This is a genomic window from Marinitenerispora sediminis (genome assembly GCF_003336425.1).
GTDB classification, from domain to species: domain Bacteria; phylum Actinomycetota; class Actinomycetes; order Streptosporangiales; family Streptosporangiaceae; genus Marinitenerispora; species Marinitenerispora sediminis.
The window spans coordinates 1-20,779 of sequence record NZ_QEIO01000018.1; the positions used below are offsets into that span (position 1 = coordinate 1).

Below are 20,779 nucleotides of genomic sequence, written 5' to 3' on the forward strand. Positions count from 1 at the left end.
ACCCGGGGCCGCCGCCCGCCGCGCCGCCGTGGCCCGGCCAGGCGCCGACGGGAGGCCAGCACCCCCTGCAGGGCCGGGTCATCCCGCCCGGCAGCCCCGATCCCGGGGCCTCGCGGGCCGAACCCGTCTTCCCCGACGCCGCGACGCAGAACATGAACGCGGTCGTGGACGACGGCGCCACGCAGATGATCCCCCCGGTGGCCGACGACGGCGCCACCCAGACCATCCCGCCGGTACGCGACGAGCGCCCGCCGGCACCGCCCGCCGAGGACGTGTTCGGCGGCCGGCCGATGTTCCGGGACGAGGCCCCGGCGCGCGACGCCGGATCCGCGACCGCCCAGTTCGACATGTCCGGCTTCGACGCCGGCCCCGGCCCCGGCCGCGACGAGCGCGGCGGCCGGCCGCCGCGCGGCAGCGGACCGCAGGCCCGGCCGCGGCGCTCCGGCGGGCTGTCGCCGAAGGTCCTCGTGGGCGCCGGGTTCGGCGTGCTGGTGCTGCTCGGCGGGATCGGGGCCTTCGTGCTGGCCACCAACGGCTCCACCGGCCCCGGGGAGTACGAGGTCAGCCGGGTGGCCGACGAGGGTGTCGACCCCGACCCGCTGCAGGTGGACGACGTCTTCGGCGCCGAGAGCGTCGAGATCGGCGGCGAGACGTTCACCCGGGTGCAGACCGACGACACCGAGAAGTGCGACACCGTGACGCACGGGGACTACGGCCAGGTACTCGTGGAGAACGACTGCCGGCAGGTCGTACGGGCCTCCTACGTCAACGAGGAGGGCACCCGCGCCGTCACGGTCGGGGTCGCCGCGATGGCCGACCAGGGGGGCGCCCAGGCCGCGCAGGAGGGCCAGGACCTCGCTTCGTCCCAGTGGTTCGCCGGCCTCGCCGGCCAGGACGGCAGCGGAGCCGAGCGCATGGACGTCGCCGGCGGCCACGGCTCCGGCGCCACCTGGGGCCGCTACGTGGTCTTCGCGCTGGCGGCCAACGCGGACGGCCGCACCCCGGAGGGCGACGCCGCGGACCTGGCCGAGCTCAGCGGCCAGTTCGTCAACCTCCCGCTCGTCCCGCTGGGCGAGCGCGCGGCGTAGCCGCCGTCCCGGCACGCGGCCGGGACACCGCCCGAACCGGACGAGGGCCTCGCGGACCGGTGGAGCAGGACGTCTCCACCGGCTCCGGAGGCCCTCGCCGTCGTCCGCGGGTCCCGCCTGCGACCGCCGCTCGGGCGGTCCCGGCAGCCAGGAACCGCCGGGCCGCGGGTCCCGCCTGCGACCGCCGCTCGGGGCGTTCCGGCACCCGGGAACCGCCGGCCGGACCCGGCCAGGCGCATCGCCGCCCTCCCGGCGGGGCTCACCCTCCGGGCAGCGTCCGGACCCGGCGGGTGGCGCGGGCCCGTCCGGCCAGCTCGGCGTCGGGCGGGTAGCGCACCTCCTCCAGGCTGAGGCCGTGCGGCGGGACGACGTGCACCGCGGAGTCGCGGACTCCGGCGGCCAGCACCTGCCGCGGCCAGTCGGGCGCGCGACGGCCGTCGCCCACCGCGAGCAGGGCGCCGATCAGCGCACGGACCATGTTGTGGCAGAACGCGTCGGCCTGCACGGTCGCCGCGTACAGGTGGGCCTCCTCCCGGTCCCAGCGCAGCCGCAGCAGCTCGCGGATGGTGGTCGCGCCCTCCCGTCGGCGGCAGAAGGCGGCGAAGTCGTGCTCGCCGAGCAGCTCGGCAGCGGCCGCGTTCATCCGGTCGAGGTCCAGGGGGCGCTTGTGCCAGAGCACGTCGTTGCGCCGCAGCGGTGGTACGCCGGCCGGCGCGTCGCAGACCCGGTACACGTAGCGGCGGAACAGCGGGGAGAAGCGCGCGTCGAACCCCTCGGGGGCCGGCCGGACCGCGCGGACCCGCACGTCCGGCGGCAGGACGCCGGCCAGCCGCCGGAGCAGCCGGCCGCCCTCCGCGTCCCAGACCGCGGCGGGCACGCTCACCTCGGCCACCTGCCCCCGCGCGTGCACCCCGGCATCGGTGCGCCCCGCGCAGGTGATGGCGGCCTCCTCCGGCAATCGCAGCACCCGCGTGACGGCCTCCTGCAGGACGCCCTGCACGGTGCGCCGGCCCGGCTGGGCGGCCCAGCCGGAGAAGTCGGTGCCGTCGTAGGCGATGTCCAGTCGAAGTTTGACCGGTGCCGCCGCGTCGGCGCGGTCCTCAGTCATCCAGATCCGTCTCCCCCAGCAGATGCGAGAGCCCGCCACCTGCGCGGTGGCGGGCTCTCCCCGACTCTCGGGCGACCGAGGACGCGAGCGTCCTCAGCGGGTCACTCCTTGGTGTCCTCGGCCTTGTCCTCGGCGGCGGCCTCCGCGGCCCCCTCCGCCTGCGTGCCCTCGCCCGCCTGCGCGGTCTGCTCGGACGTGGTGTCCTCCGCGGGCTGCGAACCCGCCTCGGTCGCTGCCGGGGCCTTCGCGGTGGTCGCCGCGGGGGCCGGCAGCGCCTCGACCAGCTCGATCACGGCCATGGGCGCGTTGTCGCCCTTGCGCGGACCGATCTTGGTGATACGGGTGTAACCGCCCTCGCGGTTCTCGTACCGCGGGCCGATCTCGGTGAAGAGCTCGTGGACCACGCTCTTGTCGTGGATCTTCGTCAGCACCTGCCGACGCGCGTGCAGGTCGCCGCGCTTGCCCAGGGTGATGAGCTTCTCCGCGTAGGGACGCAGGCGCTTGGCCTTCGCCTCCGTGGTCTTGATACGACCGTGCTGGAACAGCGAGGTCGCCAGGTTCGCCAGCATGAGCCGCTCATGAGCCGGGCCGGAACCCAGGCGCGGCCCCTTCGTTGGCGTGGGCATGGTGTCGTTCTCCTAGTGGTGCGATCCTCGACCAGCACTCGGTCGTGGACCATGGGCGACGTCTTCTAGTACTGCTCGGTCTCGACGTAGGACTGGTCGTCCTCTTCGGACCCGTAGGAGTCGGCCGCGCTGGTCGGGTCGAATCCGGGCGGGGAGTCCTTCAGCGACAGGCCCATGTCGATGAGCTTCTGCTTGACCTCCTCGATGGACTTCGCACCGAAGTTGCGGATGTCGAGAAGGTCCTGCTCGGAGCGGGCCACGAGCTCACCCACACTGTGGATGCCCTCGCGCTTCAGGCAGTTGTAGGAACGGACGGTGAGGTTCAGGTCCTCGATCGGCAGCGCCAGGTCCGCGGCCAGGGCGGCGTCCGTCGGCGACGGGCCCATGTCGATGCCCTCGGCGTCGACGTTGAGCTCCCGCGCCAGGCCGAACAGCTCGACCAGCGTCTTGCCGGCGCTCGCGACGGCGTCGCGCGCCCGGATGGACGGCTTGGTCTCGACATCCAGGACGAGGCGGTCGAAGTCCGTCCGCTGCTCGACACGGGTCGCCTCGACCTTGTAGGTCACCCGCAGCACCGGCGAGTAGATCGAGTCGATCGGGATCCGGCCGATCTCCTGGCCCGGCTGCTTGTTCTGCGTCGCCGAGACGTAGCCGCGGCCGCGCTCGACCGTCAGCTCCATCTCCAGCTTGCCCTTGCCGTTCAGGGTGGCGATGTGCAGGTCGGGGTTGTGCACCTCGACGCCTGCCGGCGGCGCGATGTCGGCCGCCGTGACGACACCCGGTCCCTGCTTGCGCAGGTACATCAGAACCGGCTCGTCGTGCTCGGAGCTGACGACGAGGCCCTTGAGGTTCAGGATGATCTCGGTGACGTCCTCTTTGACGCCGGGCACGGTGGTGAACTCGTGCTCGACGCCCTCGATGCGGATGCTGGTGACAGCGGCACCGGGGATGGACGACAGCAGGGTCCGGCGCAGAGAGTTGCCGATGGTGTAGCCGAAGCCCGGCTCCAGGGGTTCGATGACGAACTTGGAGCGGAACTCGGAGACCGACTCCTCGGTCAGGGTGGGACGCTGAGCGATCAGCATGGTCCGTCTTCCTTTCCCACGACCGCCCGCTATATGACGGTCACTGGTCAGCTCCGCGGTCGCGGAGCCTGGTACCCGGCCCCGGGGGGCCCGAAGGCCCCCTCGGGGTCAGCGCGGCTGATTCCGCGGAGTCGGGTCAGACCCGGCGCCGCTTCGGCGGACGGCAGCCGTTGTGCGGAACCGGCGTGACGTCCTGGATGGAGCCCACTTCCAGGCCGGTGGCCTGCAGCGAACGAATGGCGGTCTCGCGTCCGGAGCCGGGGCCCTTCACGAACACGTCCACCTTGCGCACCCCGTGCTCCTGGGCGCGGCGCGCGGCGGCCTCGGCGGCCATCTGCGCGGCGAACGGGGTGGACTTGCGCGAGCCCTTGAAACCGACCTGTCCCGAGCTGGCCCAAGAGATCACCGCACCGCTCGGGTCGGTGATGCTCACGATCGTGTTGTTGAACGTGCTCTTGATGTGGGCGTGCCCGTGGACGATGTTCTTCTTTTCCTTGCGACGCACCTTGCGCGCGGCGCCCTGACGGCCCTTAGGCGGCATTCTGCATAACTCCCAAGATCATCGATCCGTTGGCGATCCGGACGAACAGCCCTCGTCCGGCTCTGAGGCGGACTACTTCTTGCCGGCCTTCTTCTTGCCGGCCACGGTCTTCTTCTTGCCCTTGCGGGTCCGCGCGTTGGTCTGCGTGCGCTGACCGTGGACGGGGAGGCCACGGCGGTGCCGGATGCCCTGGTAGCAGCCGATCTCGATCTTGCGGCGAATGTCGGCCTGGACCTCGCGGCGCAGGTCGCCCTCGACCTTGTAGTTGGCGCTGATCCACTCGCGCAGCTTGACCAGCTCTTCCTCGGTCAGCTGGTGGACGCGCGTGTCCGGGTTGACCCCGGTGTTCTGGAGGGTCTCGATGGCGCGAGAGCGCCCGATCCCGAAAACGTAGGTGAGAGCGATCTCCACCCGCTTGTCGCGGGGAAGGTCGACGCCTTCGAGGCGTGCCATCTGGGCGAACTCCTTCGTGCTGTAGCGGAGGTCTGTCCCGTCCGCGGTCCTCTCGTCGCCCAATCGACGAGGCCCCGGCCTCCGACCGGGGGTGGTTCCCGCCGACCGCCGCTCGGCGGGCGTCGGGAATCGGGACGGGTTTCGGTTGTGGTGTCCCGCGGACCGGTGGTCCGCGAGGCGGATCGCGCGATCAGGAAGTCAGGCTGGACTAGCCCTGCCGCTGCTTGTGGCGCGGGTCCGCGCAGATGACCATGATCCGGCCGTTGCGGCGGATCACTCGGCACTTCGCGCAGATCTTCTTGACGCTCGGCTTGACCTTCATGGTGGCTCCGGACTCGATGCATCCACCCCATCCCGGCCTGCGACCAGGTCGGGCGCGAGTGGTGCGGCTACTTGTAGCGGTAAACGATGCGCCCGCGCGTGAGGTCGTAGGGGCTCAGCTCCACGACGACGCGGTCGTCGGGGAGGATGCGGATGTAGTGCATCCGCATCTTGCCGCTGATGTGGGCAAGCACCTTGTGCCCGTTGTCGAGCTCCACTCGGAACATAGCGTTGGGTAGGGACTCGATAACGGAGCCCTCAATCTCGATGGCGCCGTCTTTCTTGGCCATGTCCTCCACGCTTCGTTCATCGACTTGGTTAACGTAACCCGACGGGTCTCCTACCGGGTGACCGGCACGCGTTCACGCGGGGCCGTCCCGGTTCGGGGTCCGGCTCCGGTTCTGGGAACGCTGGAAGATCAGGTCAACTGCAATAGCATACGCCAACGCGACGAACAGACGCGAACGAAGGCAGACTGACCCAACAGCCCGCGTGTGGGCACGCCCAGTCTACCCGGTCCCGGCACCAGCGGCGCCGGGGCGCGGGCGGGCGGGGCAGCGCGGCGCTAGTCGCGGCCGTCCGGTACGTCCGACCGGCGCACGGCGGCGATGCCGATGGTGGCGAACAGCATCACGATGCCCCACGGCGCCATCACCCAGATCCACCAGGGATAACCGCCGTGGGCGCCCGTGACCACCGTGATCAGCCAGATGGTGAAGCAGAGCGTGTTGACCCCGCCCCAGATGAGCCACGGGATCTGGACGATGGGCTCGCGCAGGACCCCGCGGCGGCGCCCCGGGCTCCGGCCGGCCGGCCGCCGCGGCGCCGGGCGCAGGTCGGCGAGGTCCCGCTCGGGGAGGTCCTCGGTGATGCGCTCCAGCTCCGCGCCGGTGCGCGCGCGGTACACCCGGGTCAGCCGCTCGTTGAAGTCGTCGCTGTCCAGCCGCCCCTGGGCGAAGTGCTCCTGCAGTCGCCGCGCCACCCGGTCGCGGTCGGCGTCGGAGGCCCTGGTCTCCGGGGAGAACTCGGACACGGTCATTCACCCATCTGGTCGGGGGCCGCGACCCGCGCGAGGCCCGTCACCGCCATGGTAGTGGCGGACGGGCCTCGCGATCCGGACTTCTCGGACGGGCTGGCGGCTCAGTACCCCGGGTCCGGCAGCCCCATGGCGGCGATGCGCTCGCGGTTGTCCTCGCGCGCGGTCAGCACCAGCGGCCCGTCGTCGGTGACCGCCACGGAGTGCTCGAAGTGCGTCGACCGCTTGCCGTCCCGGGTGACCACCGTCCAGCCGTCGTCGAGCTGGAGCACGTGCCGGGTACCCCGGTTGACCATCGGCTCGATGGCCAGGCACATGCCCGCCACGAGTTCGATGCCCTTCCCCCGGCGGCCGTGGTTGAGGACGTGCGGCTCCATGTGCATCTCAGTGCCGATCCCGTGGCCGCCGTACTCCTGCACGTTGCCGTAGCGCCCGCGCGCGGATATGAGGGAGTCGATCGCGTGGCCGATGTCGCCGAGCCGGTTGCCGACCCGCATGGCGTCGATGCCGGCCCACATGGCGTCCTCGCAGACCCGCATGGCCTCCTCGTCGGCCGGGTCGGCGGCGCCGACCGCCACCGTGATGGCGGAGTCGCCGTGCCAGCCGTCGAGGATGGCACCGCAGTCGATCGCGATGAGGTCGCCGTCCCGCAGCACCTTGTCGGCGCGCGGGATGCCGTGCACGACCTCCTCGTTCACGGACGCGCAGATGGAGCCCGTGAAGCCGTGGTAGCCCTTGAAGGAGGGCACGGCCCCCGCCTCGCGGATGCTGCGCTCGGCGATGGCGTCGAGGTCCAGCGTGCTGATCCCCGGGCGCACCGCCGCGCGCAGCGTGTCGAGCGTGCGGGCCACGACCTGGCCCGCCGCCCGCATCTTCTCGATCTGCGCCGGCGTCTTCAGCTGGACGTCCGGCTGGTCCCTGCGGAACATCAGTCCCGGGCTCTCAGCACCTCGAGGGCGCGCCGGGTGACCTCGTCCACCGCGCCGGTGGCCTCGATCGCCGTCAGGAGCCCCTCGTTGGCGTAGAAGGAGACCAGGGGCTCCGTCTGCTCCCGGTAGACGTCCAGCCGGTGCCGGATCGTCTCCTCGCGGTCATCGTCCCGCTGGAAGAGCTCGCCGCCGCAGACGTCGCACACGCCCTCGCGCTTCGGCGGGTCGTAGGCGACGTGCTGCACGTGCCCGCACCCGCGGCAGGTGCGCCGCCCGGAGAGCCGCTTGACGACCTCCTCCTCGTCGACCTTCAGCTCCAGGACGACGTCGAGCGCACGGCCGGAGTCGTCGAGCATCTTGTTCAGCCACTCGGCCTGGGCGACGTTGCGCGGGAAGCCGTCGAGCAGGAAGCCCTCGCGCGCGTCGGGCTCCGCGAGCCGGTCCCGGACCATCGCGTTGGTCACCTCGTCGGGGACCAGGTCCCCGCGGTCCATGTAGGACTTGGCGAGGTTACCCAGCTCCGTGCCGCCGCTGACGTTGGCACGGAAGATGTCACCGGTGGACACCTTCGGAATAGACAATTCGGACGCCAAGATTTGGGCCTGGGTGCCCTTACCGGCTCCCGGGGGTCCCACCAATACGGCACGCACTATCGCAGAAAACCTTCGTAGTTCCTCTGCTGGAGGTGACTCTCGATCTGCTTCACCGTGTCCAGCCCGACACCGACCATGATCAGGATGCTGGTGCCGCCGAACGGGAAGTTCCCGCTGGCTCCGGACGCTCCGAGCGCCAGCATCGGCAGCAACGCGATCAAGCCCAGGTAGAGCGCGCCGGGAGTCGTCAGCCGGGTCAGGACGAAGTCCAGGTACTCGGCGGTCGGACGCCCGGGGCGGATGCCTGGGATGAACCCACCGTACTTCTTCATGTTGTCGGCCACTTCAGCGGGGTTGAAGGTAATCGCGACGTAGAAGAACGCGAAGCCGACGATCAACGCGAAGAAGCTGGCCATGTACACGGGGTGGGTGCCCGTCGGGCCGAAGTAGGTCGAGAGGAAGTCCACGACCGGGTTGTCGCTGTCCTGGCCGAGCAGCCCGATGGCGAGCTGCGGCAGGTACAGCAGCGACGACGCGAAGATGACCGGGATGACACCGGCCTGGTTGACCTTGAGCGGGATGTAGGTGGAGCTGCCCCCGTACATCCGCCGGCCGACCATCCGCTTGGCGTACTGCACCGGGATCCGGCGCTGCGCCTGCTCCATGAAGACGACACCGGCGATCAGCACCAGGCCGGCGACGCAGATGATGGCGAAGATCCAGGGGCTCTGCTCGCTCCAGATCCGCGCCATGGAGGACGGGAAGACCGCGACGACCGTGGTGAAGATCAGCAGCGACATGCCGTTGCCGACACCGCGCTCGGTGATGAGCTCGCCGAACCACATGATGACGCAGGTGCCCGCGGTCATCACGAACACGATCGTGATCAGCGTGAGCAGGTCCTCGCTCGGCATGTAGCTGGAGGGCGGGCAGGCGCCCTGGAAGAGCTGGCCGGTCCGGGCCATCGCGATGATGCTGGTGGACTGCAGCAGCGCCAGCGCCACGGTCAGGTACCGCGTGTACTGGGTGATCTTCGCCTGTCCCGCCTGGCCCTCCTTCTTGAGGGCCTCCAGCCGGGGGATCACCACCGTGAGCAGGTTCAGGATGATGCTGGCGGTGATGTAGGGCATGATGCCCAGCGCGAAGATGGCCAGCTGCAGCAGCGCCCCGCCGCTGAACAGGTTGACCAGGGAGTAGAGCCCGGTCGTGTCCTCGGTCTGCGCGCCCTGGAGGCACTGCCTGATCGCGTCCGGGTTGATGCCCGGAGCGGGGATCACGGAACCCAACCGGTAGATGGTCAGGATGAAAAGCGTGAACAGCAGCTTGTTACGCAGGTCAGGCGTGCGGAACGCACGGACGAACGCACCTAGCACGTCTCCTCCTGCGAGGCTTCGGCGGCGGCGGAGCCGATTCGAGACATCGCGGCCGATCCTGAGTCGTCGTTGTACGTCAGCTCGGAGCCGGCGCCCCGAGCCCGGGAGTTCTCTTCGTAAGCAGATGGCACTTTAACAGCCGTTCGACAGGTGACGCGTGACGGCGACCTCACTACGCGTGCGACAAGGCCGATCGCCAGGTAACCCGCCGCTCTCCCTAAAAGATAACGGGGCGCCGGCCGGTTTCCCCAACCAAATGGGTTGACCCGGCAGACGCCCCGTGAACTCAACTATACGAGTCCGCGCTACAGCTCGGTGACAGTGCCACCGGCCGCGGCGATCTTCTCCTTCGCCGACGCCGAGAACGCGTGCGCGCTCACCTGCACGGCGACCGAGATCTCGCCGGTGCCCAGCACCTTCACGGGCTGGTTCTTGCGAACCGCGCCCTTGGCGACCAGGCCCTCGACGGTGACCTCGCCACCCTCGGGGAAGAGCTCGCCCAGCCGGTCCAGGTTGACGACCTGGTAGGTCGTCTTGAACTGGGCGTTGCTGAAGCCCTTGAGCTTCGGCACCCGGCGGATGAGCGGCATCTGGCCGCCCTCGAAACCGGCCGGCACGGTGGAACGAGCCTTCGTGCCCTTCGTACCACGACCAGCGGTCTTACCCTTGGACGCCTCGCCGCGGCCCTTGCGGGTCTTCGACTTGTTGGCGCCCGGAGCGGGACGCAGGTGGTGGATCTTGAGCAGCTCGTCGGGAGAGTAGTCGTTCATTCGCCGACCTCCTCGACGGTGACGAGGTGCGCGACCACGTTCAGCTGGCCGCGGACCTCGGGACGGTCCTCACGCACGACCGACCGGCCGATCCGCCCGAGTCCGAGCGACCGCAGGCTGTCGTGCTGCTTCTGCTTGCCGCCGATCTTGGAGCGGACCTGCGTGATCTTCAGCTTCGCCATGACCTAGGCCCCCGCCTTCGCTTCCGCGCGGGCCCGCAGCATGGCAGCCGGAGCGACGTCCTCGATCGGCAGACCGCGGCGCGCCGCGATCTCCTCGGGACGGTTCAGGCCCTTCAGCGCGGTCACCGTCGCGTGCACGATGTTGATCGGGTTGGACGAACCGAGCGACTTGCTCAGGACGTCGTGGATACCGGCGCACTCCAGCACGGCGCGCACCGGGCCGCCCGCGATCACACCGGTACCGGGGGCCGCCGGACGCAGCAGCACCACGCCGGCCGCGTCCTCGCCCTGCACCTGGTGGGTGATCGTGCCCTGGATGCGCGGGACGCGGAAGAAGTTCTTCTTCGCCTCCTCGACACCCTTGGCGATCGCGGCCGGGACTTCCTTGGCCTTGCCGTAGCCGACACCGACCATGCCGTTGCCGTCGCCGACGACGACCAGGGCGGTGAAGCTGAAGCGCCGGCCGCCCTTGACGACCTTGGCGACCCGGTTGATGGTCACCACACGCTCGATGTAGGAGACACCCTTGTCTGCGGCGCCGCCGCGGCGATCGTCACGGCGGTCACGCCGCTCGCCACCGGCGCCGCGCCGCGGAGCTGCAGCCATCAGTGGTTCCTCTTCTCGTTGACGTAAATGCCCTTGGCCGGAGTCATCACTTAGAGCTCCAGCCCGCCGGCACGCGCGCCGTCGGCCAGCGCGGCGATACGGCCGTGGTACTTGTGACCGCCCCGGTCGAAGACGACCGCGGTGACGCCGGCGTCCTTCGCACGCTTGGCGAGCAGCTCGCCCACCTTGCGGGACTTCTCGGTCTTCGTGCCCTCGAACGCACGGAGGTCCTTCTCCAGCGTGGAGGCCGACACGAGGGTGATGCCCTTGGTGTCGTCCACGATCTGGACGAACATGTGCTTGGAGGAGCGCGTCACGACCAGGCGCGGACGCTCGGGGGTGCCCGTGACCTTCTTGCGGATCCGCAGGTGCCGCCGCGCACGGGAAGCCGCGCGCGAGGCCGTGCCCTTGCGGACCAGCGTCGTGCTCTTCGCCATGCTTACCTACCAGCCTTTCCGGCCTTGCGGCGGATCTGCTCACCCTTGTAGCGCACGCCCTTGGCCTTGTACGGGTCGGGCTTGCGCAGCTTGCGGATGTTGGCCGCGACCTCGCCGACCTTCTGCTTGTCGATGCCGTCGACGTGCAGCAGGGTCGGCTTCTCCACCCGGAACGAGATGCCCTCGGGCGGCTCCACCACGACGGGGTGGCTGTAGCCGAGCGAGAACTCCAGGTTGGCGCCCCGGGCCTGGACCCGGTAGCCGACGCCGTGGATCTCCAGCGTCTTGCTGAAGCCCTTGGAGACGCCCTCGATGTTGTTCGCGAGCAGCGCGCGGACCAGACCGTGCAGTGCACGGTTGTCCGGCTTGTCGTCGGGACGCCCGACCTTGATCTGGCCGTCCTCCAGGACGACGGTGATCGGGTCGACGACGGTGTGCGTCAGTTCGCCCTTCGGCCCCTTGACTTTGACGTCTTGCCCGTCAATCGTGACTTCGACGCCCTTCGGGACCGAGATCGGCAGTCGACCGATACGCGACATGCTGAAATCTCTCCCTCTACCAGACGTAGGCGAGGACTTCGCCGCCCACGCCACGCTTCTTGGCCTGCTTGTCGGTCATCAGGCCGCCGGACGTCGAAATGATCGCCACGCCGAGGCCACCCAGGACCCGCGGAAGGTTGTCCTTCTTCGCGTAGACCCGCAGGCCGGGCTTGGAGACCCGGCGGACGCCGGCGATCGAACGCTCACGGGTGGGCCCGTACTTCAGCTCCACCACGAGGTTCTGGCCGACGGGCGCGTCCTCGGTACGCCAGCCCTGGACGTAGCCCTCCTGCTGGAGGATCTCGGCGATGTGCGCCTTGATCTTGGAATACGGCATCGTCACGGTGTCGTGGTACGCCGAATTCGCGTTACGCAGACGCGTCAGCATGTCTGCGATCGGGTCGGTCATCGTCATGGCCGATTGGCCCTTCCTCGCCGCGGTTTCCCCAAGGACAGACTGTCCCTCACAGCCTGTTCCCCCGCCTGGGCGGGAGTTCCTCTAGGACCTTCGGCGTGGTCATGGGCACCGTGTCGGGGCCGAGCTCGGTCGGTCCGACACCGTGCCTGGTCGGTTATGTGTCTTCGTGCGGCGGATCACCAGTGACTTCGCGGGCCACTGGCTCCGGGGGCCGCCGCGGGCGCCGCCGGACCCGGTACACACCGGGGCCGGCCCTCGCGGGCCGGCCGACCGGTCGCTACCAGCTGGACTTGGTGATGCCCGGGAGCTCACCCCGGTGCGCCATCTCGCGGAAGCAGATGCGGCAGAGGCCGAACTTCCGGAAGACGGCGCGCGGGCGGCCGCACCGCGAGCATCGAGTATACGCGCGAACCTCGAACTTGGGCTTCCTGTTCGCCTTGGCGATCAGTGCCTTCTTAGCCATGTCTGGTTACCCTTCGGGCTTCCTGGTCGTCCCCGGCCGCCTCGGCCACCCGGAACGAACTACGCTTCCTTGAAGGGGAAACCAAGCCGCCTGAGCAGGCTCCGCCCCTCGTCGTCGTTGGTCGCCGTGGTGACGACCGTGATGTCCATACCGCGCTGGCGGTCGACCTTGTCCGGGTCCACCTCGTGGAACATGACCTGCTCGGTCAGCCCGAAGGTGTAGTTGCCGTTGCCGTCGAACTGCTTCGGCGAGAGGCCGCGGAAGTCCCGGATACGGGGCAGCGCCAGGGAGAGCAGCCGGTCGAGGAACTCCCACATCCGGTCGCCGCGCAGCGTGACGCTGGCGCCGATCGGCTGGCCCTCGCGCAGCTTGAACTGCGCGATGGACTTCTTCGCGCGGTTCACCTTCGGCTTCTGGCCGGTGATGGCCGACAGGTCGGCGATCGCGCCCTGGATCAGCTTCGCGTCGCGGGCCGCCTCGCCGACGCCCATGTTGACCACGATCTTGGTCAGCCCGGGCACCTGCATGATGTTGCCGATCTCGAACTCCTCGCGGAGCCCCGGCACGATCTCGGTGCGGTACTTCTCCTTGAGGCGCGGCAGCGCCGGAGCGGCCGTGTCACTGGTGACCGTCATCAGATGTCCTTACCGGTACGGCGGGAGATCCGAACCTTGGTGCCGTCTTCCTCGAAGCGGTACCCGACGCGGGTGGGCTTGCCGTCCTCGACGATCGCCACGTTGCTCACGTGGATCGGCGCCTCCTGGGTGACGACCTCGCCCTGCTGGCCGCCCGCCTGGTTGGCCTTCTTGTGCTTCTTGATGAGGTTGACGCCCTCGACGACGACACGCTGCTCCTTGGGAAGGGCCCGCAGGACCTTCCCGGTGGCACCCTTGTCCTTGCCGGCGATGACGATGACCTCGTCGTCCTTCTTGATCTTCATCGCCTACAGCACCTCCGGCGCTAGCGAGATGATGCGCATGAACTTCTTGTCCCGCAGCTCGCGGCCGACCGGGCCGAAGATACGGGTGCCTCGCGGGTCCCCACCGTCCTTGATGAGCACGGCGGCGTTCTCATCGAAGCGGATGTAGGAGCCGTCGGGCCGGCGGCGCTCCTTGGTGGTGCGCACGACAACGGCCTTGACGACATCGCCCTTCTTCACGCCGGCGCCGGGAAGGGCGTCCTTCACCGTCGCCACGATGATGTCGCCGATGCCCGCGTATCGCCGACCCGAACCGCCGAGGACACGGATGGTCAGGATCTCCTTGGCCCCCGTGTTGTCGGCGACCTTGAGTCGCGACTCCTGCTGAATCACGTCTGCTCCTGATATATCGCGCGGGAACGCGTCCCGCGCTGCTAGGTGGTCTCACCCCAGCGGCGGCCGATCTCCACCAACCGGCCGCCGATGCAGGGGTCTACTTAGCCTTCTCCAGGATCTCCACGACGCGCCAGCGCTTGGTCGCCGACAGCGGGCGGGTCTCCATCAGGCGGACCCGGTCGCCGACACCGGCGGTGTTCGCCTCGTCGTGGGCCTTGTACTTCGTGGTGCGGCGGAGGACCTTGCCGTACAGCGCGTGCTTGACGCGGTCCTCCACCTCGACAACGACGGTCTTGTCCATCTTGTCGCTGACAACGTAGCCCTCGCGGACCTTGCGGTAGTTCCGCTGGGTCACGGCCTTGTCCTCGCTCATTCGGCTGCTTCCTTCGTCTTGTCAGCCGACTCGCCGGCCAGCGCCACGATGCCCAGCTCGTGCTCCCGCATCACGGTGTAGATCCGGGCGATCTCCCGCTTGACGGTGCGCAGCCGAGCGTGGTTGTCGAGCTGCCCGGTGGCGGCCTGGAAGCGGAGGTTGAACAGCTCCTCCTTCGCCTCCTTGAGCTTGCCGACCAGGTCCTCCACGGACTGGTCCCGCAGCTCCTGGGCGGTCAGGGACTTCGCCATCACGCCTCCACTTCGCGCTTCACGAACTTGCACTTCATCGGGAGCTTGTGCATGGCCCGACGCATGGCCTCCTTGGCCACCGCCTCCGGCACACCCGACAGCTCGAACATCACGCGCCCGGGCTTGACCGGGGCGACCCACCACTCCGGGGAGCCCTTACCGGAACCCATGCGGGTCTCCGCGGGCTTCTTGGTCAGCGGCCGGTCCGGGAAGATGTTGATCCACACCTTGCCACCGCGGCGGATGTGCCGGGTCATCGCGATACGCGCCGACTCGATCTGCCGGTTGGTGACGTAGGCCGACTCCAGGGCCTGGATGCCGTACTCACCGAAGTTGACCTTCGTACCGCCCTTGGCGCGACCGGCCAGGCTGGGGTGGTGCTGCTTGCGGTACTTGACCTTGCGGGGAATAAGCATCGGTCAGCTCCCCTCGTTCCCGGACTTCGCGCCCGCCTCCGCGCCCTGGGGCGCCTCAGCCGGCTTGCTGCTCTCGCCCTGCGGCCCCTGGCCGCCGCCCTGCTGGCCGCCGCGGCGGCGGCGCTGCGGGCGCTCACGACGCTGGCCGCCGCCGCCCGGAGCGCGCTGCGCGGCCTGGGCGGCCTCGCGCTCGGCGCGGGTGGCCGGCGCGTCGCCCTTGTAGATCCACACCTTCACACCGATGCGGCCGAACGTCGTACGGGCCTCGAAGAAGCCGTAGTCGATGTCGGCGCGCAGCGTGTGCAGCGGCACCCGGCCCTCGCGGTAGAACTCCGAGCGCGACATCTCGGCGCCGCCGAGGCGGCCGCCGCACTGCACCCGGATGCCCTTGGCGCCGCTCTTCATGGCGCTCTGCATCGCCTTGCGCATCGCCCGCCGGAACGCGACCCGGCTGGAGAGCTGCTCGGCGACGCCCTGGGCCACGAGCTGGGCGTCGATCTCGGGGTTCTTGACCTCGAGGATGTTCAGCTGGACCTGCTTGCCGGTCAGCTTCTCCAGGTCGCCGCGGATGCGGTCGGCCTCGGAACCGCGACGGCCGATGACGATGCCCGGCCGGGCGGTGTGGATGTCGACGCGGACCCGGTCGCGGGTGCGCTCGATCTCGACCTTGGAGATTCCGGCGCGCTCCATGCCGCGGTTCAGCATGCGGCGGATGGCCACGTCTTCCTTGACGTAGTCCTTGTAGAGCTTGTCGGCGTACCAGCGGCTCTTGAAGTCGGTGGTCACGCCCAGCCGGAACCCGTGCGGGTTGACCTTCTGCCCCACTATCGGGTCCTTTCCTGCGTCTTGGTGGACGAGGCGCCCGCGGTCTCACGCGGCGCGACGACCACGGTGATGTGGCTCGTCCGCTTCGTGACCCGGAACGCCCGGCCGAAGCCCCGCGGCCGGATCCGCTTCAGGGTCGGACCCTCGTCCACCCAGGCCCGGCTGACGACCAGCGTCTCGCGGTCCAGTTTGTCGTTGTGCTCGGCATTGGCGATGGCGCTCGCGAGCACCTTGCCCACCGGCTCACTCGCCGCCTGGGGCGCGAACCGCAGCACCGCCTGTGCCTCGTCAGCGGGCAACCCGCGAATAAGGTCCACCACCCGGCGGGCCTTTCGGGGCGTAACACGGACAAACCGTGCCTGTGCCCTCGTTCCCATCGCTCTTCCCTCGCTCACGGAACTCACCCCCACGCACCGTGGGGAACATTGCTCTTACTCTGCGTGCAACCGCTAACGGCGGCTACGGCGGTCTTCCTTGACGTGGCTGCGGAAAGTGCGCGTGGGAGCGAACTCGCCGAGCTTGTGACCGACCATCGACTCCGACACGAACACCGGGATGTGCGTCTTCCCGTTGTGCACGGCGATGGTGTGCCCGATCATCTCGGGGATGATCATGGAACGGCGGGACCACGTCTTGATGACGTTCTTGCTGCCCTTCGCGTTCTGCTCCTGCACCTTCTTGAGCAGGTGTTCGTCGACGAACGGGCCCTTCTTAAGGCTACGTGGCATCAGACGTGCTCCTTACCGCTTCTTCTTGCTACGCCGACGCACGATGAGCCGGTCACTGGCCTTGTTCGGCTTGCGGGTGCGGCCCTCGGGCTTGCCCCACGGGCTGACCGGGTGGCGGCCACCCGAGCTCTTGCCCTCGCCACCGCCGAGCGGGTGGTCCACCGGGTTCATGGCGACACCGCGGACGGTCGGGCGCTTGCCCTTCCACCGCATCCGGCCGGCCTTGCCCCAGTTGATGTTGGACTGCTCGGCGTTGCCGACCTGTCCCACGGTCGCCCGGCAGGACACCTCGACCTGCCGCATCTCACCGGAGGGCATGCGCAGCGTGGCGTAGGCGCCCTCCTTCGCGAGCAGCTGGATCTGCGAGCCCGCGGAGCGGCCCAGCTTGGCGCCACCGCCCGGCTTCAGCTCGACCGCGTGCACGAACGTACCCGTGGGGATGTTGCGCAGCGGGAGGCAGTTGCCCGGCTTGATGTCGGCCTGGGGGCCGTTCTCGACGCGGTCGCCCTGCTTGAGGCCGGCCGGCGCGAGGATGTAGCGCTTCTCGCCGTCCACGTAGTGGAGCAGCGCGATGCGCGCGGTGCGGTTGGGGTCGTACTCGATGTGCGCGACCTTGGCCGGGACCCCGTCCTTGTCGTGGCGCCGGAAGTCGATGACCCGGTAGGCCCGCTTGTGTCCGCCACCCTGGTGGCGGGCGGTGATACGGCCGTGGCCGTTGCGCCCGCCCTTGGAGTGCAGCGGACGCACCAGGGACTTCTCCGGCGTCGAACGCGTGATCTCGACGAAGTCGCTCACGCTGGCGCCGCGACGACCCGGTGTCGTCGGCTTGTACTTACGAATGCCCATCTTCTTCGCGCATTCCTTTACGTGGTGCTTGAGATGAAGCGGTCAGGCCGGTGGATCAGACGCCGAAGATGTCGATCCGGTCGCCGTCCCGCAGGCTCACGATCGCGCGCTTGGTGTCGGGGCGCTTGCCGTACCCGAACTTCGTGCGCTTGCGCTTGCCCTGACGGTTGATCGTGTTCACGCTGGTGACCTTCACGTCGAAGATCTTCTCCACCGCGATCTTGATCTGCGTCTTGTTGGCGTCCGGCCGGACGATGAACGTGTACTTGTTCTGGTCCATCAGGCCGTAGCTCTTCTCGGAGATCACCGGCTCGACGATGATGTCCCGAGGGTCGGGGATCCTCACTGGTCGTCCTCCTGAGACGTCGCAGCCGAGGCGCCCTGGACGTGGCCCAGGAACGCGTCGTAACCGCGCTCGGTGAACACGATGTCGTCCGCGACCAGGACGTCGTAGGTGTTGACCTGGCCGGCGTCGAGGATGTGCACCTCGCCGAGGTTCCGCAGCGCGAGGCGGTTGTGCTCGTCCTCGCGGCCGAGGACCACCAGCACCTTGTCGGAGTCGGTGACCTGGCGCAGCGCCTTCAGGGCCGTCTGGGTCCGCTTGGTGGTGACGTCGGCGGCGACGAAGTCGCTGATGACGTGCACGCGGCCGTGGCGGGCCCGGTCGGAGAGGGCGCCCCGCAGCGCGGCGGCCTTCATCTTCTTGGGGGTGCGCTGGCTGTAGTCGCGCGGCTTGGGGCCGTGCACCACGCCGCCGCCGGTGAACTGCGGAGCGCGGATGGAGCCCTGCCGGGCGCGACCGGTGCCCTTCTGGCGGTACGGCTTCTTGCCGCCGCCGCGGACCTCGCCGCGGGTCTTGGTGGAGTGCGTGCCCTGCCGGCCCGCGGCCTCCTGCGCGACAACGACCTGGTGGATCAGCGGGATGTTGACCTGCTGGTCGAAGATCTCACCGGGGAGCTCGACGCTCCGGCCGGCCGCGCCGTCGGGGTTCTTGACCTCGATCGTCGCCATGGCTTACTTCTCCCCCTTCGCGGCGGTGCGGACGAGCACCAGCCCGCCGTTGGGGCCGGGGACCGCACCCTTGACCAGGATGAGGCCCTTCTCGGCGTCAACCGCGTGCACGGTGAGGTTCTGGATGGTCTTGCGCACGTTGCCCATACGACCCGCCATCCGCAGGCCCTTGAACACGCGGCCGGGGGTGGCGCAGCCGCCGATGGAACCCGGCGAGCGGTGCTTGCGCTGGGTGCCGTGCGTGGCGCTGAGGCCGCGGAACCCGTGGCGCTTCATGACGCCCGCGAAGCCCTTGCCCTTGCTCTTGCCGGTGACGTCGACGAGCTGGCCCGCCTCGAACGTCTCGGCGGTGAGCTCCTGGCCGAGCGTGTACTCGGTGGCGTCGGTGGTGCGGACCTCGACGTAGTGGCGGCGCGGGGTCAGGTCGTGCTTGCGCAGGTAGTCGCCGAGCGGCTTGTTGACCTTGCGCGGGTTGATCTGCCCGTAGCCGAGCTGGATGGCGGAGTAGCCATCGGTCTCCGGAGTGCGGACGCGCGTCACGACGCACGGACCGGCCTTCAGGACGGTCACCGGCACGATCTTGCCGGCGTCGTCGAAGACCTGGGTCATGCCGAGCTTCTCGCCCAGGACTCCCTTGATCTGCTTGGTGGCCATGTCTGTGCGTCCCTTAAAGCTTGATCTCGATGTCGACGCCGGCCGGGAGGTCGAGCCGCATGAGCGAGTCGACGGTCTTCGGCGTCGGGTCGATGATGTCGATCAGCCGCTTGTGCGTGCGCATCTCGAAGTGCTCGCGCGAGTCCTTGTACTTGTGCGGCGAACGGATGACGCAGTACACGTTCTTCTCCGTCGGCAACGGCACCGGGCCAGCGACCTGCGCGCCGGTCCGCGTCACAGTCTCGACGATCTTGCGCGCCGAGCTGTCGATGACCTCGTGGTCATAGGCCTTCAGCCGAATGCGGATCTTCTGTCCCGCCATGGTGGCCTTTTCGTCCTTCGCTTCAGTGTCCGTAGAGGCGCGGTACCGTGATCGGCCCGGTGCCCTCCGGGGCTGCCCTTGTGTTCGAGGCTCTATTCACCTGAGAAACCGCTGCAGGGCTGTCCCCTGAGTGAGGTGGCATCACCGCTACAGAGCCCGATGACGTCGTTCATGGTGGGGCGGCCGAACCGACCAGCGGCTCGGCCGCCCCACCGGGGCGGGCCCACGGTTCCCCGTCGGCGCCGCCCCGCGCGGTCGTGCTACTTGATGACCTTGGTCACCCGGCCGGCGCCCACCGTCCGACCACCCTCGCGGATGGCGAACTTCAGGCCCTCCTCCATGGCGACCGGCTGGATGAGCTCCACCTTCATCTCGGTGTTGTCACCGGGCATGACCATCTCGGTGCCCTCGGGCAGCGTGACGACGCCGGTGACGTCCGTGGTGCGGAAGTAGAACTGCGGCCGGTAGTTGTTGAAGAACGGCGTGTGGCGGCCACCCTCGTCCTTGGACAGGATGACGACCTGGGCCTCGAACTCGGTGTGCGGGGTGGTCGTGCCCGGCTTGATGACGACCTGGCCGCGCTCGACGTCCTCGCGCTTGGTGCCGCGCAGGAGCAGACCGACGTTGTCACCGGCCTGGCCCTGGTCGAGCAGCTTGCGGAACATCTCGACACCGGTGACCGTGGTGGTCTGCTTCTCCGTCTTGATACCGACGATGTCGACGGTCTCGTTGACGTTGATGACACCGCGCTCGATGCGGCCGGTGACGACCGTGCCGCGGCCGGTGATCGAGAAGACGTCCTCGATCGGCATCAGGAACGGCTTCTCGACGTCGCGGACGGGCTCCGGGATGTTCTCGTCCACGGCCTTCATGAGCTCCAGGATGGCCTGGCCCCACTCGGCGTCGCCCTCCAGCGCCTTGAGCGCGGAGACCTTGACGACCGGGACGTCGTCACCCGGGAACTCGTACTCGTTGAGGAGCTCGCGCACCTCGAGCTCGACGAGCTCGAAGATCTCCTCGTCGTCCACCATGTCGGCCTTGTTCAGGGCGACAACGATGTACGGAACGCCGACCTGGCGGGCCAGGAGCACGTGCTCCTTGGTCTGCGGCATCGGGCCGTCCGTGGCGGCGACCACCAGGATCGCGCCGTCCATCTGGGCGGCACCGGTGATCATGTTCTTCACGTAGTCCGCGTGACCCGGGCAGTCGACGTGGGCGTAGTGGCGCGCCTCGGTCTGGTACTCGACGTGCGCGATCGAGATGGTGATACCGCGCTCGCGCTCCTCCGGCGCCTTGTCGATGTCCTCGAACGGCGTGAAGGGGTTGAGGTCGGGGTACTGGTCGTGCAGGACCTTGGTGATCGCCGCGGTCAGCGTGGTCTTGCCGTGGTCGATGTGACCGATGGTCCCGATGTTTACGTGCGGCTTGGTCCGCTCGAACTTGGCCTTCGCCACTGGATTTCTCCTACTG

At 69.1% G+C, this 20,779-nt stretch carries 34 protein-coding genes; 1 reads left to right on the forward strand and 33 read right to left on the reverse strand.

Features of this window, described 5'->3' with window-relative positions:
* Positions 1 to 1,088, forward strand: a 1,088-nt coding sequence (locus tag DEF28_RS05410; RefSeq protein ID WP_325048980.1) for a hypothetical protein, incomplete at its 5' end; no start/stop codon positions are given.
* Positions 1,089 to 1,347: 259 nt separating this feature from the next.
* Here the strand turns inward: DEF28_RS05410 and truA are convergent.
* The 33 genes from truA to tuf form a co-directional block, all read right to left on the reverse strand.
* Positions 1,348 to 2,196, reverse strand: a complete 849-nt coding sequence (gene truA / locus DEF28_RS05415; RefSeq protein ID WP_114396129.1) for a tRNA pseudouridine(38-40) synthase TruA — start codon at positions 2,194 to 2,196, stop codon at positions 1,348 to 1,350.
* A 101-nt stretch (positions 2,197 to 2,297) separates the two neighbouring features.
* Positions 2,298 to 2,822: a 50S ribosomal protein L17 gene (gene rplQ / locus DEF28_RS05420; protein WP_114396130.1), complete on the reverse strand. Its 525-nt coding sequence runs from the start codon at positions 2,820 to 2,822 to the stop codon at positions 2,298 to 2,300.
* Positions 2,823 to 2,887: 65 nt separating this feature from the next.
* Positions 2,888 to 3,907 (reverse strand): DNA-directed RNA polymerase subunit alpha, encoded by a 1,020-nt coding sequence (locus DEF28_RS05425; RefSeq protein ID WP_114396131.1) that lies wholly within the window; start codon positions 3,905 to 3,907, stop codon positions 2,888 to 2,890.
* Between the two features lie 136 nt (positions 3,908 to 4,043).
* Positions 4,044 to 4,448 (reverse strand): 30S ribosomal protein S11, encoded by a 405-nt coding sequence (gene rpsK, locus DEF28_RS05430; protein ID WP_114396132.1) that lies wholly within the window; start codon positions 4,446 to 4,448, stop codon positions 4,044 to 4,046.
* Positions 4,449 to 4,520: 72 nt separating this feature from the next.
* Entirely contained in the window at positions 4,521 to 4,901 is a 381-nt protein-coding gene (gene rpsM, locus DEF28_RS05435) for a 30S ribosomal protein S13 (RefSeq protein WP_114396185.1), read from the reverse strand.
* A 208-nt stretch (positions 4,902 to 5,109) separates the two neighbouring features.
* Complete coding sequence (gene rpmJ / locus DEF28_RS05440) at positions 5,110 to 5,223, reverse strand: 50S ribosomal protein L36 (RefSeq protein WP_114396133.1); 114 nt, start codon at positions 5,221 to 5,223, stop codon at positions 5,110 to 5,112.
* A gap of 67 nt (positions 5,224 to 5,290) precedes the next feature.
* Positions 5,291 to 5,512, reverse strand: coding sequence for a translation initiation factor IF-1 (gene infA, locus DEF28_RS05445; protein WP_017593374.1), 222 nt, complete (start codon positions 5,510 to 5,512; stop codon positions 5,291 to 5,293).
* Positions 5,513 to 5,787: 275 nt separating this feature from the next.
* The gene (locus tag DEF28_RS05450; RefSeq protein WP_309485793.1) at positions 5,788 to 6,261 is read right to left on the reverse strand and encodes a DUF1707 SHOCT-like domain-containing protein; all 474 of its coding nucleotides are present in this window, start codon (positions 6,259 to 6,261) and stop codon (positions 5,788 to 5,790) included.
* Between the two features lie 101 nt (positions 6,262 to 6,362).
* Positions 6,363 to 7,187: a type I methionyl aminopeptidase gene (gene map, locus DEF28_RS05455; protein ID WP_114396134.1), complete on the reverse strand. Its 825-nt coding sequence runs from the start codon at positions 7,185 to 7,187 to the stop codon at positions 6,363 to 6,365.
* A complete protein-coding gene (locus DEF28_RS05460) occupies positions 7,187 to 7,837 on the reverse strand; it encodes an adenylate kinase (protein ID WP_114396135.1) in 651 nt (216 codons plus the stop codon). The genes map and DEF28_RS05460 overlap by 1 nt, the downstream gene beginning before the upstream one ends.
* Complete coding sequence (gene secY / locus DEF28_RS05465; RefSeq protein ID WP_114396136.1) at positions 7,837 to 9,153, reverse strand: preprotein translocase subunit SecY; 1,317 nt, start codon at positions 9,151 to 9,153, stop codon at positions 7,837 to 7,839. The genes DEF28_RS05460 and secY overlap by 1 nt, the downstream gene beginning before the upstream one ends.
* 305 nt (positions 9,154 to 9,458) lie before the next feature.
* Positions 9,459 to 9,923, reverse strand: coding sequence for a 50S ribosomal protein L15 (rplO, locus tag DEF28_RS05470; RefSeq protein WP_114396137.1), 465 nt, complete (start codon positions 9,921 to 9,923; stop codon positions 9,459 to 9,461).
* The gene (gene rpmD, locus DEF28_RS05475; RefSeq protein WP_114396138.1) at positions 9,920 to 10,105 is read right to left on the reverse strand and encodes a 50S ribosomal protein L30; all 186 of its coding nucleotides are present in this window, start codon (positions 10,103 to 10,105) and stop codon (positions 9,920 to 9,922) included. The genes rplO and rpmD overlap by 4 nt, the downstream gene beginning before the upstream one ends.
* A 3-nt stretch (positions 10,106 to 10,108) precedes the next feature.
* On the reverse strand, positions 10,109 to 10,711 hold the full coding sequence (rpsE, locus tag DEF28_RS05480; protein WP_114396139.1) for a 30S ribosomal protein S5: 603 nt from the start codon (positions 10,709 to 10,711) through the stop codon (positions 10,109 to 10,111).
* Positions 10,712 to 10,761: 50 nt separating this feature from the next.
* Complete coding sequence (gene rplR / locus DEF28_RS05485) at positions 10,762 to 11,148, reverse strand: 50S ribosomal protein L18 (protein WP_114396140.1); 387 nt, start codon at positions 11,146 to 11,148, stop codon at positions 10,762 to 10,764.
* A gap of 2 nt (positions 11,149 to 11,150) precedes the next feature.
* Positions 11,151 to 11,687 (reverse strand): 50S ribosomal protein L6, encoded by a 537-nt coding sequence (gene rplF, locus DEF28_RS05490; RefSeq protein ID WP_114396141.1) that lies wholly within the window; start codon positions 11,685 to 11,687, stop codon positions 11,151 to 11,153.
* A 16-nt stretch (positions 11,688 to 11,703) separates the two neighbouring features.
* Positions 11,704 to 12,102, reverse strand: a complete 399-nt coding sequence (rpsH, locus tag DEF28_RS05495; protein ID WP_114396142.1) for a 30S ribosomal protein S8 — start codon at positions 12,100 to 12,102, stop codon at positions 11,704 to 11,706.
* A 280-nt stretch (positions 12,103 to 12,382) separates the two neighbouring features.
* Positions 12,383 to 12,568 carry a type Z 30S ribosomal protein S14 gene (locus DEF28_RS05500; RefSeq protein ID WP_114396143.1) on the reverse strand — a complete coding sequence of 62 codons (186 nt, stop codon included), beginning with the start codon at positions 12,566 to 12,568 and terminating at the stop codon, positions 12,383 to 12,385.
* A 59-nt stretch (positions 12,569 to 12,627) separates the two neighbouring features.
* Positions 12,628 to 13,203: a 50S ribosomal protein L5 gene (gene rplE, locus DEF28_RS05505; protein WP_114396144.1), complete on the reverse strand. Its 576-nt coding sequence runs from the start codon at positions 13,201 to 13,203 to the stop codon at positions 12,628 to 12,630.
* On the reverse strand, positions 13,203 to 13,508 hold the full coding sequence (rplX, locus tag DEF28_RS05510) for a 50S ribosomal protein L24 (protein WP_114396145.1): 306 nt from the start codon (positions 13,506 to 13,508) through the stop codon (positions 13,203 to 13,205). The genes rplE and rplX overlap by 1 nt, the downstream gene beginning before the upstream one ends.
* Positions 13,509 to 13,511: 3 nt before the next feature.
* The gene (gene rplN / locus DEF28_RS05515) at positions 13,512 to 13,880 is read right to left on the reverse strand and encodes a 50S ribosomal protein L14 (RefSeq protein ID WP_078763265.1); all 369 of its coding nucleotides are present in this window, start codon (positions 13,878 to 13,880) and stop codon (positions 13,512 to 13,514) included.
* Positions 13,881 to 13,980: 100 nt separating this feature from the next.
* On the reverse strand, positions 13,981 to 14,256 hold the full coding sequence (gene rpsQ, locus DEF28_RS05520; RefSeq protein WP_114396146.1) for a 30S ribosomal protein S17: 276 nt from the start codon (positions 14,254 to 14,256) through the stop codon (positions 13,981 to 13,983).
* Entirely contained in the window at positions 14,253 to 14,507 is a 255-nt protein-coding gene (gene rpmC / locus DEF28_RS05525; RefSeq protein WP_114396147.1) for a 50S ribosomal protein L29, read from the reverse strand. Before rpmC ends, rpsQ begins: the two co-directional genes overlap by 4 nt.
* On the reverse strand, positions 14,507 to 14,923 hold the full coding sequence (rplP, locus tag DEF28_RS05530; protein ID WP_114396148.1) for a 50S ribosomal protein L16: 417 nt from the start codon (positions 14,921 to 14,923) through the stop codon (positions 14,507 to 14,509). Before rplP ends, rpmC begins: the two co-directional genes overlap by 1 nt.
* Positions 14,924 to 14,926: 3 nt before the next feature.
* Positions 14,927 to 15,748, reverse strand: a complete 822-nt coding sequence (gene rpsC / locus DEF28_RS05535; RefSeq protein ID WP_114396149.1) for a 30S ribosomal protein S3 — start codon at positions 15,746 to 15,748, stop codon at positions 14,927 to 14,929.
* Positions 15,748 to 16,125, reverse strand: coding sequence for a 50S ribosomal protein L22 (gene rplV / locus DEF28_RS05540; RefSeq protein WP_114396150.1), 378 nt, complete (start codon positions 16,123 to 16,125; stop codon positions 15,748 to 15,750). The genes rpsC and rplV overlap by 1 nt, the downstream gene beginning before the upstream one ends.
* A 72-nt stretch (positions 16,126 to 16,197) precedes the next feature.
* The gene (rpsS, locus tag DEF28_RS05545; RefSeq protein ID WP_114396151.1) at positions 16,198 to 16,476 is read right to left on the reverse strand and encodes a 30S ribosomal protein S19; all 279 of its coding nucleotides are present in this window, start codon (positions 16,474 to 16,476) and stop codon (positions 16,198 to 16,200) included.
* A gap of 12 nt (positions 16,477 to 16,488) precedes the next feature.
* Positions 16,489 to 17,322, reverse strand: coding sequence for a 50S ribosomal protein L2 (gene rplB / locus DEF28_RS05550; RefSeq protein ID WP_114396152.1), 834 nt, complete (start codon positions 17,320 to 17,322; stop codon positions 16,489 to 16,491).
* A 55-nt stretch (positions 17,323 to 17,377) separates the two neighbouring features.
* A complete protein-coding gene (gene rplW, locus DEF28_RS05555; RefSeq protein ID WP_114396153.1) occupies positions 17,378 to 17,668 on the reverse strand; it encodes a 50S ribosomal protein L23 in 291 nt (96 codons plus the stop codon).
* The gene (gene rplD, locus DEF28_RS05560) at positions 17,665 to 18,333 is read right to left on the reverse strand and encodes a 50S ribosomal protein L4 (protein ID WP_114396154.1); all 669 of its coding nucleotides are present in this window, start codon (positions 18,331 to 18,333) and stop codon (positions 17,665 to 17,667) included. Before rplD ends, rplW begins: the two co-directional genes overlap by 4 nt.
* A 3-nt stretch (positions 18,334 to 18,336) precedes the next feature.
* A complete protein-coding gene (gene rplC, locus DEF28_RS05565) occupies positions 18,337 to 18,987 on the reverse strand; it encodes a 50S ribosomal protein L3 (RefSeq protein WP_114396155.1) in 651 nt (216 codons plus the stop codon).
* Between the two features lie 13 nt (positions 18,988 to 19,000).
* Positions 19,001 to 19,309 (reverse strand): 30S ribosomal protein S10, encoded by a 309-nt coding sequence (gene rpsJ, locus DEF28_RS05570; RefSeq protein ID WP_013156110.1) that lies wholly within the window; start codon positions 19,307 to 19,309, stop codon positions 19,001 to 19,003.
* A gap of 260 nt (positions 19,310 to 19,569) precedes the next feature.
* The gene (tuf, locus tag DEF28_RS05575; RefSeq protein WP_114396156.1) at positions 19,570 to 20,763 is read right to left on the reverse strand and encodes an elongation factor Tu; all 1,194 of its coding nucleotides are present in this window, start codon (positions 20,761 to 20,763) and stop codon (positions 19,570 to 19,572) included.
* Positions 20,764 to 20,779 lie beyond the last annotated feature (16 nt).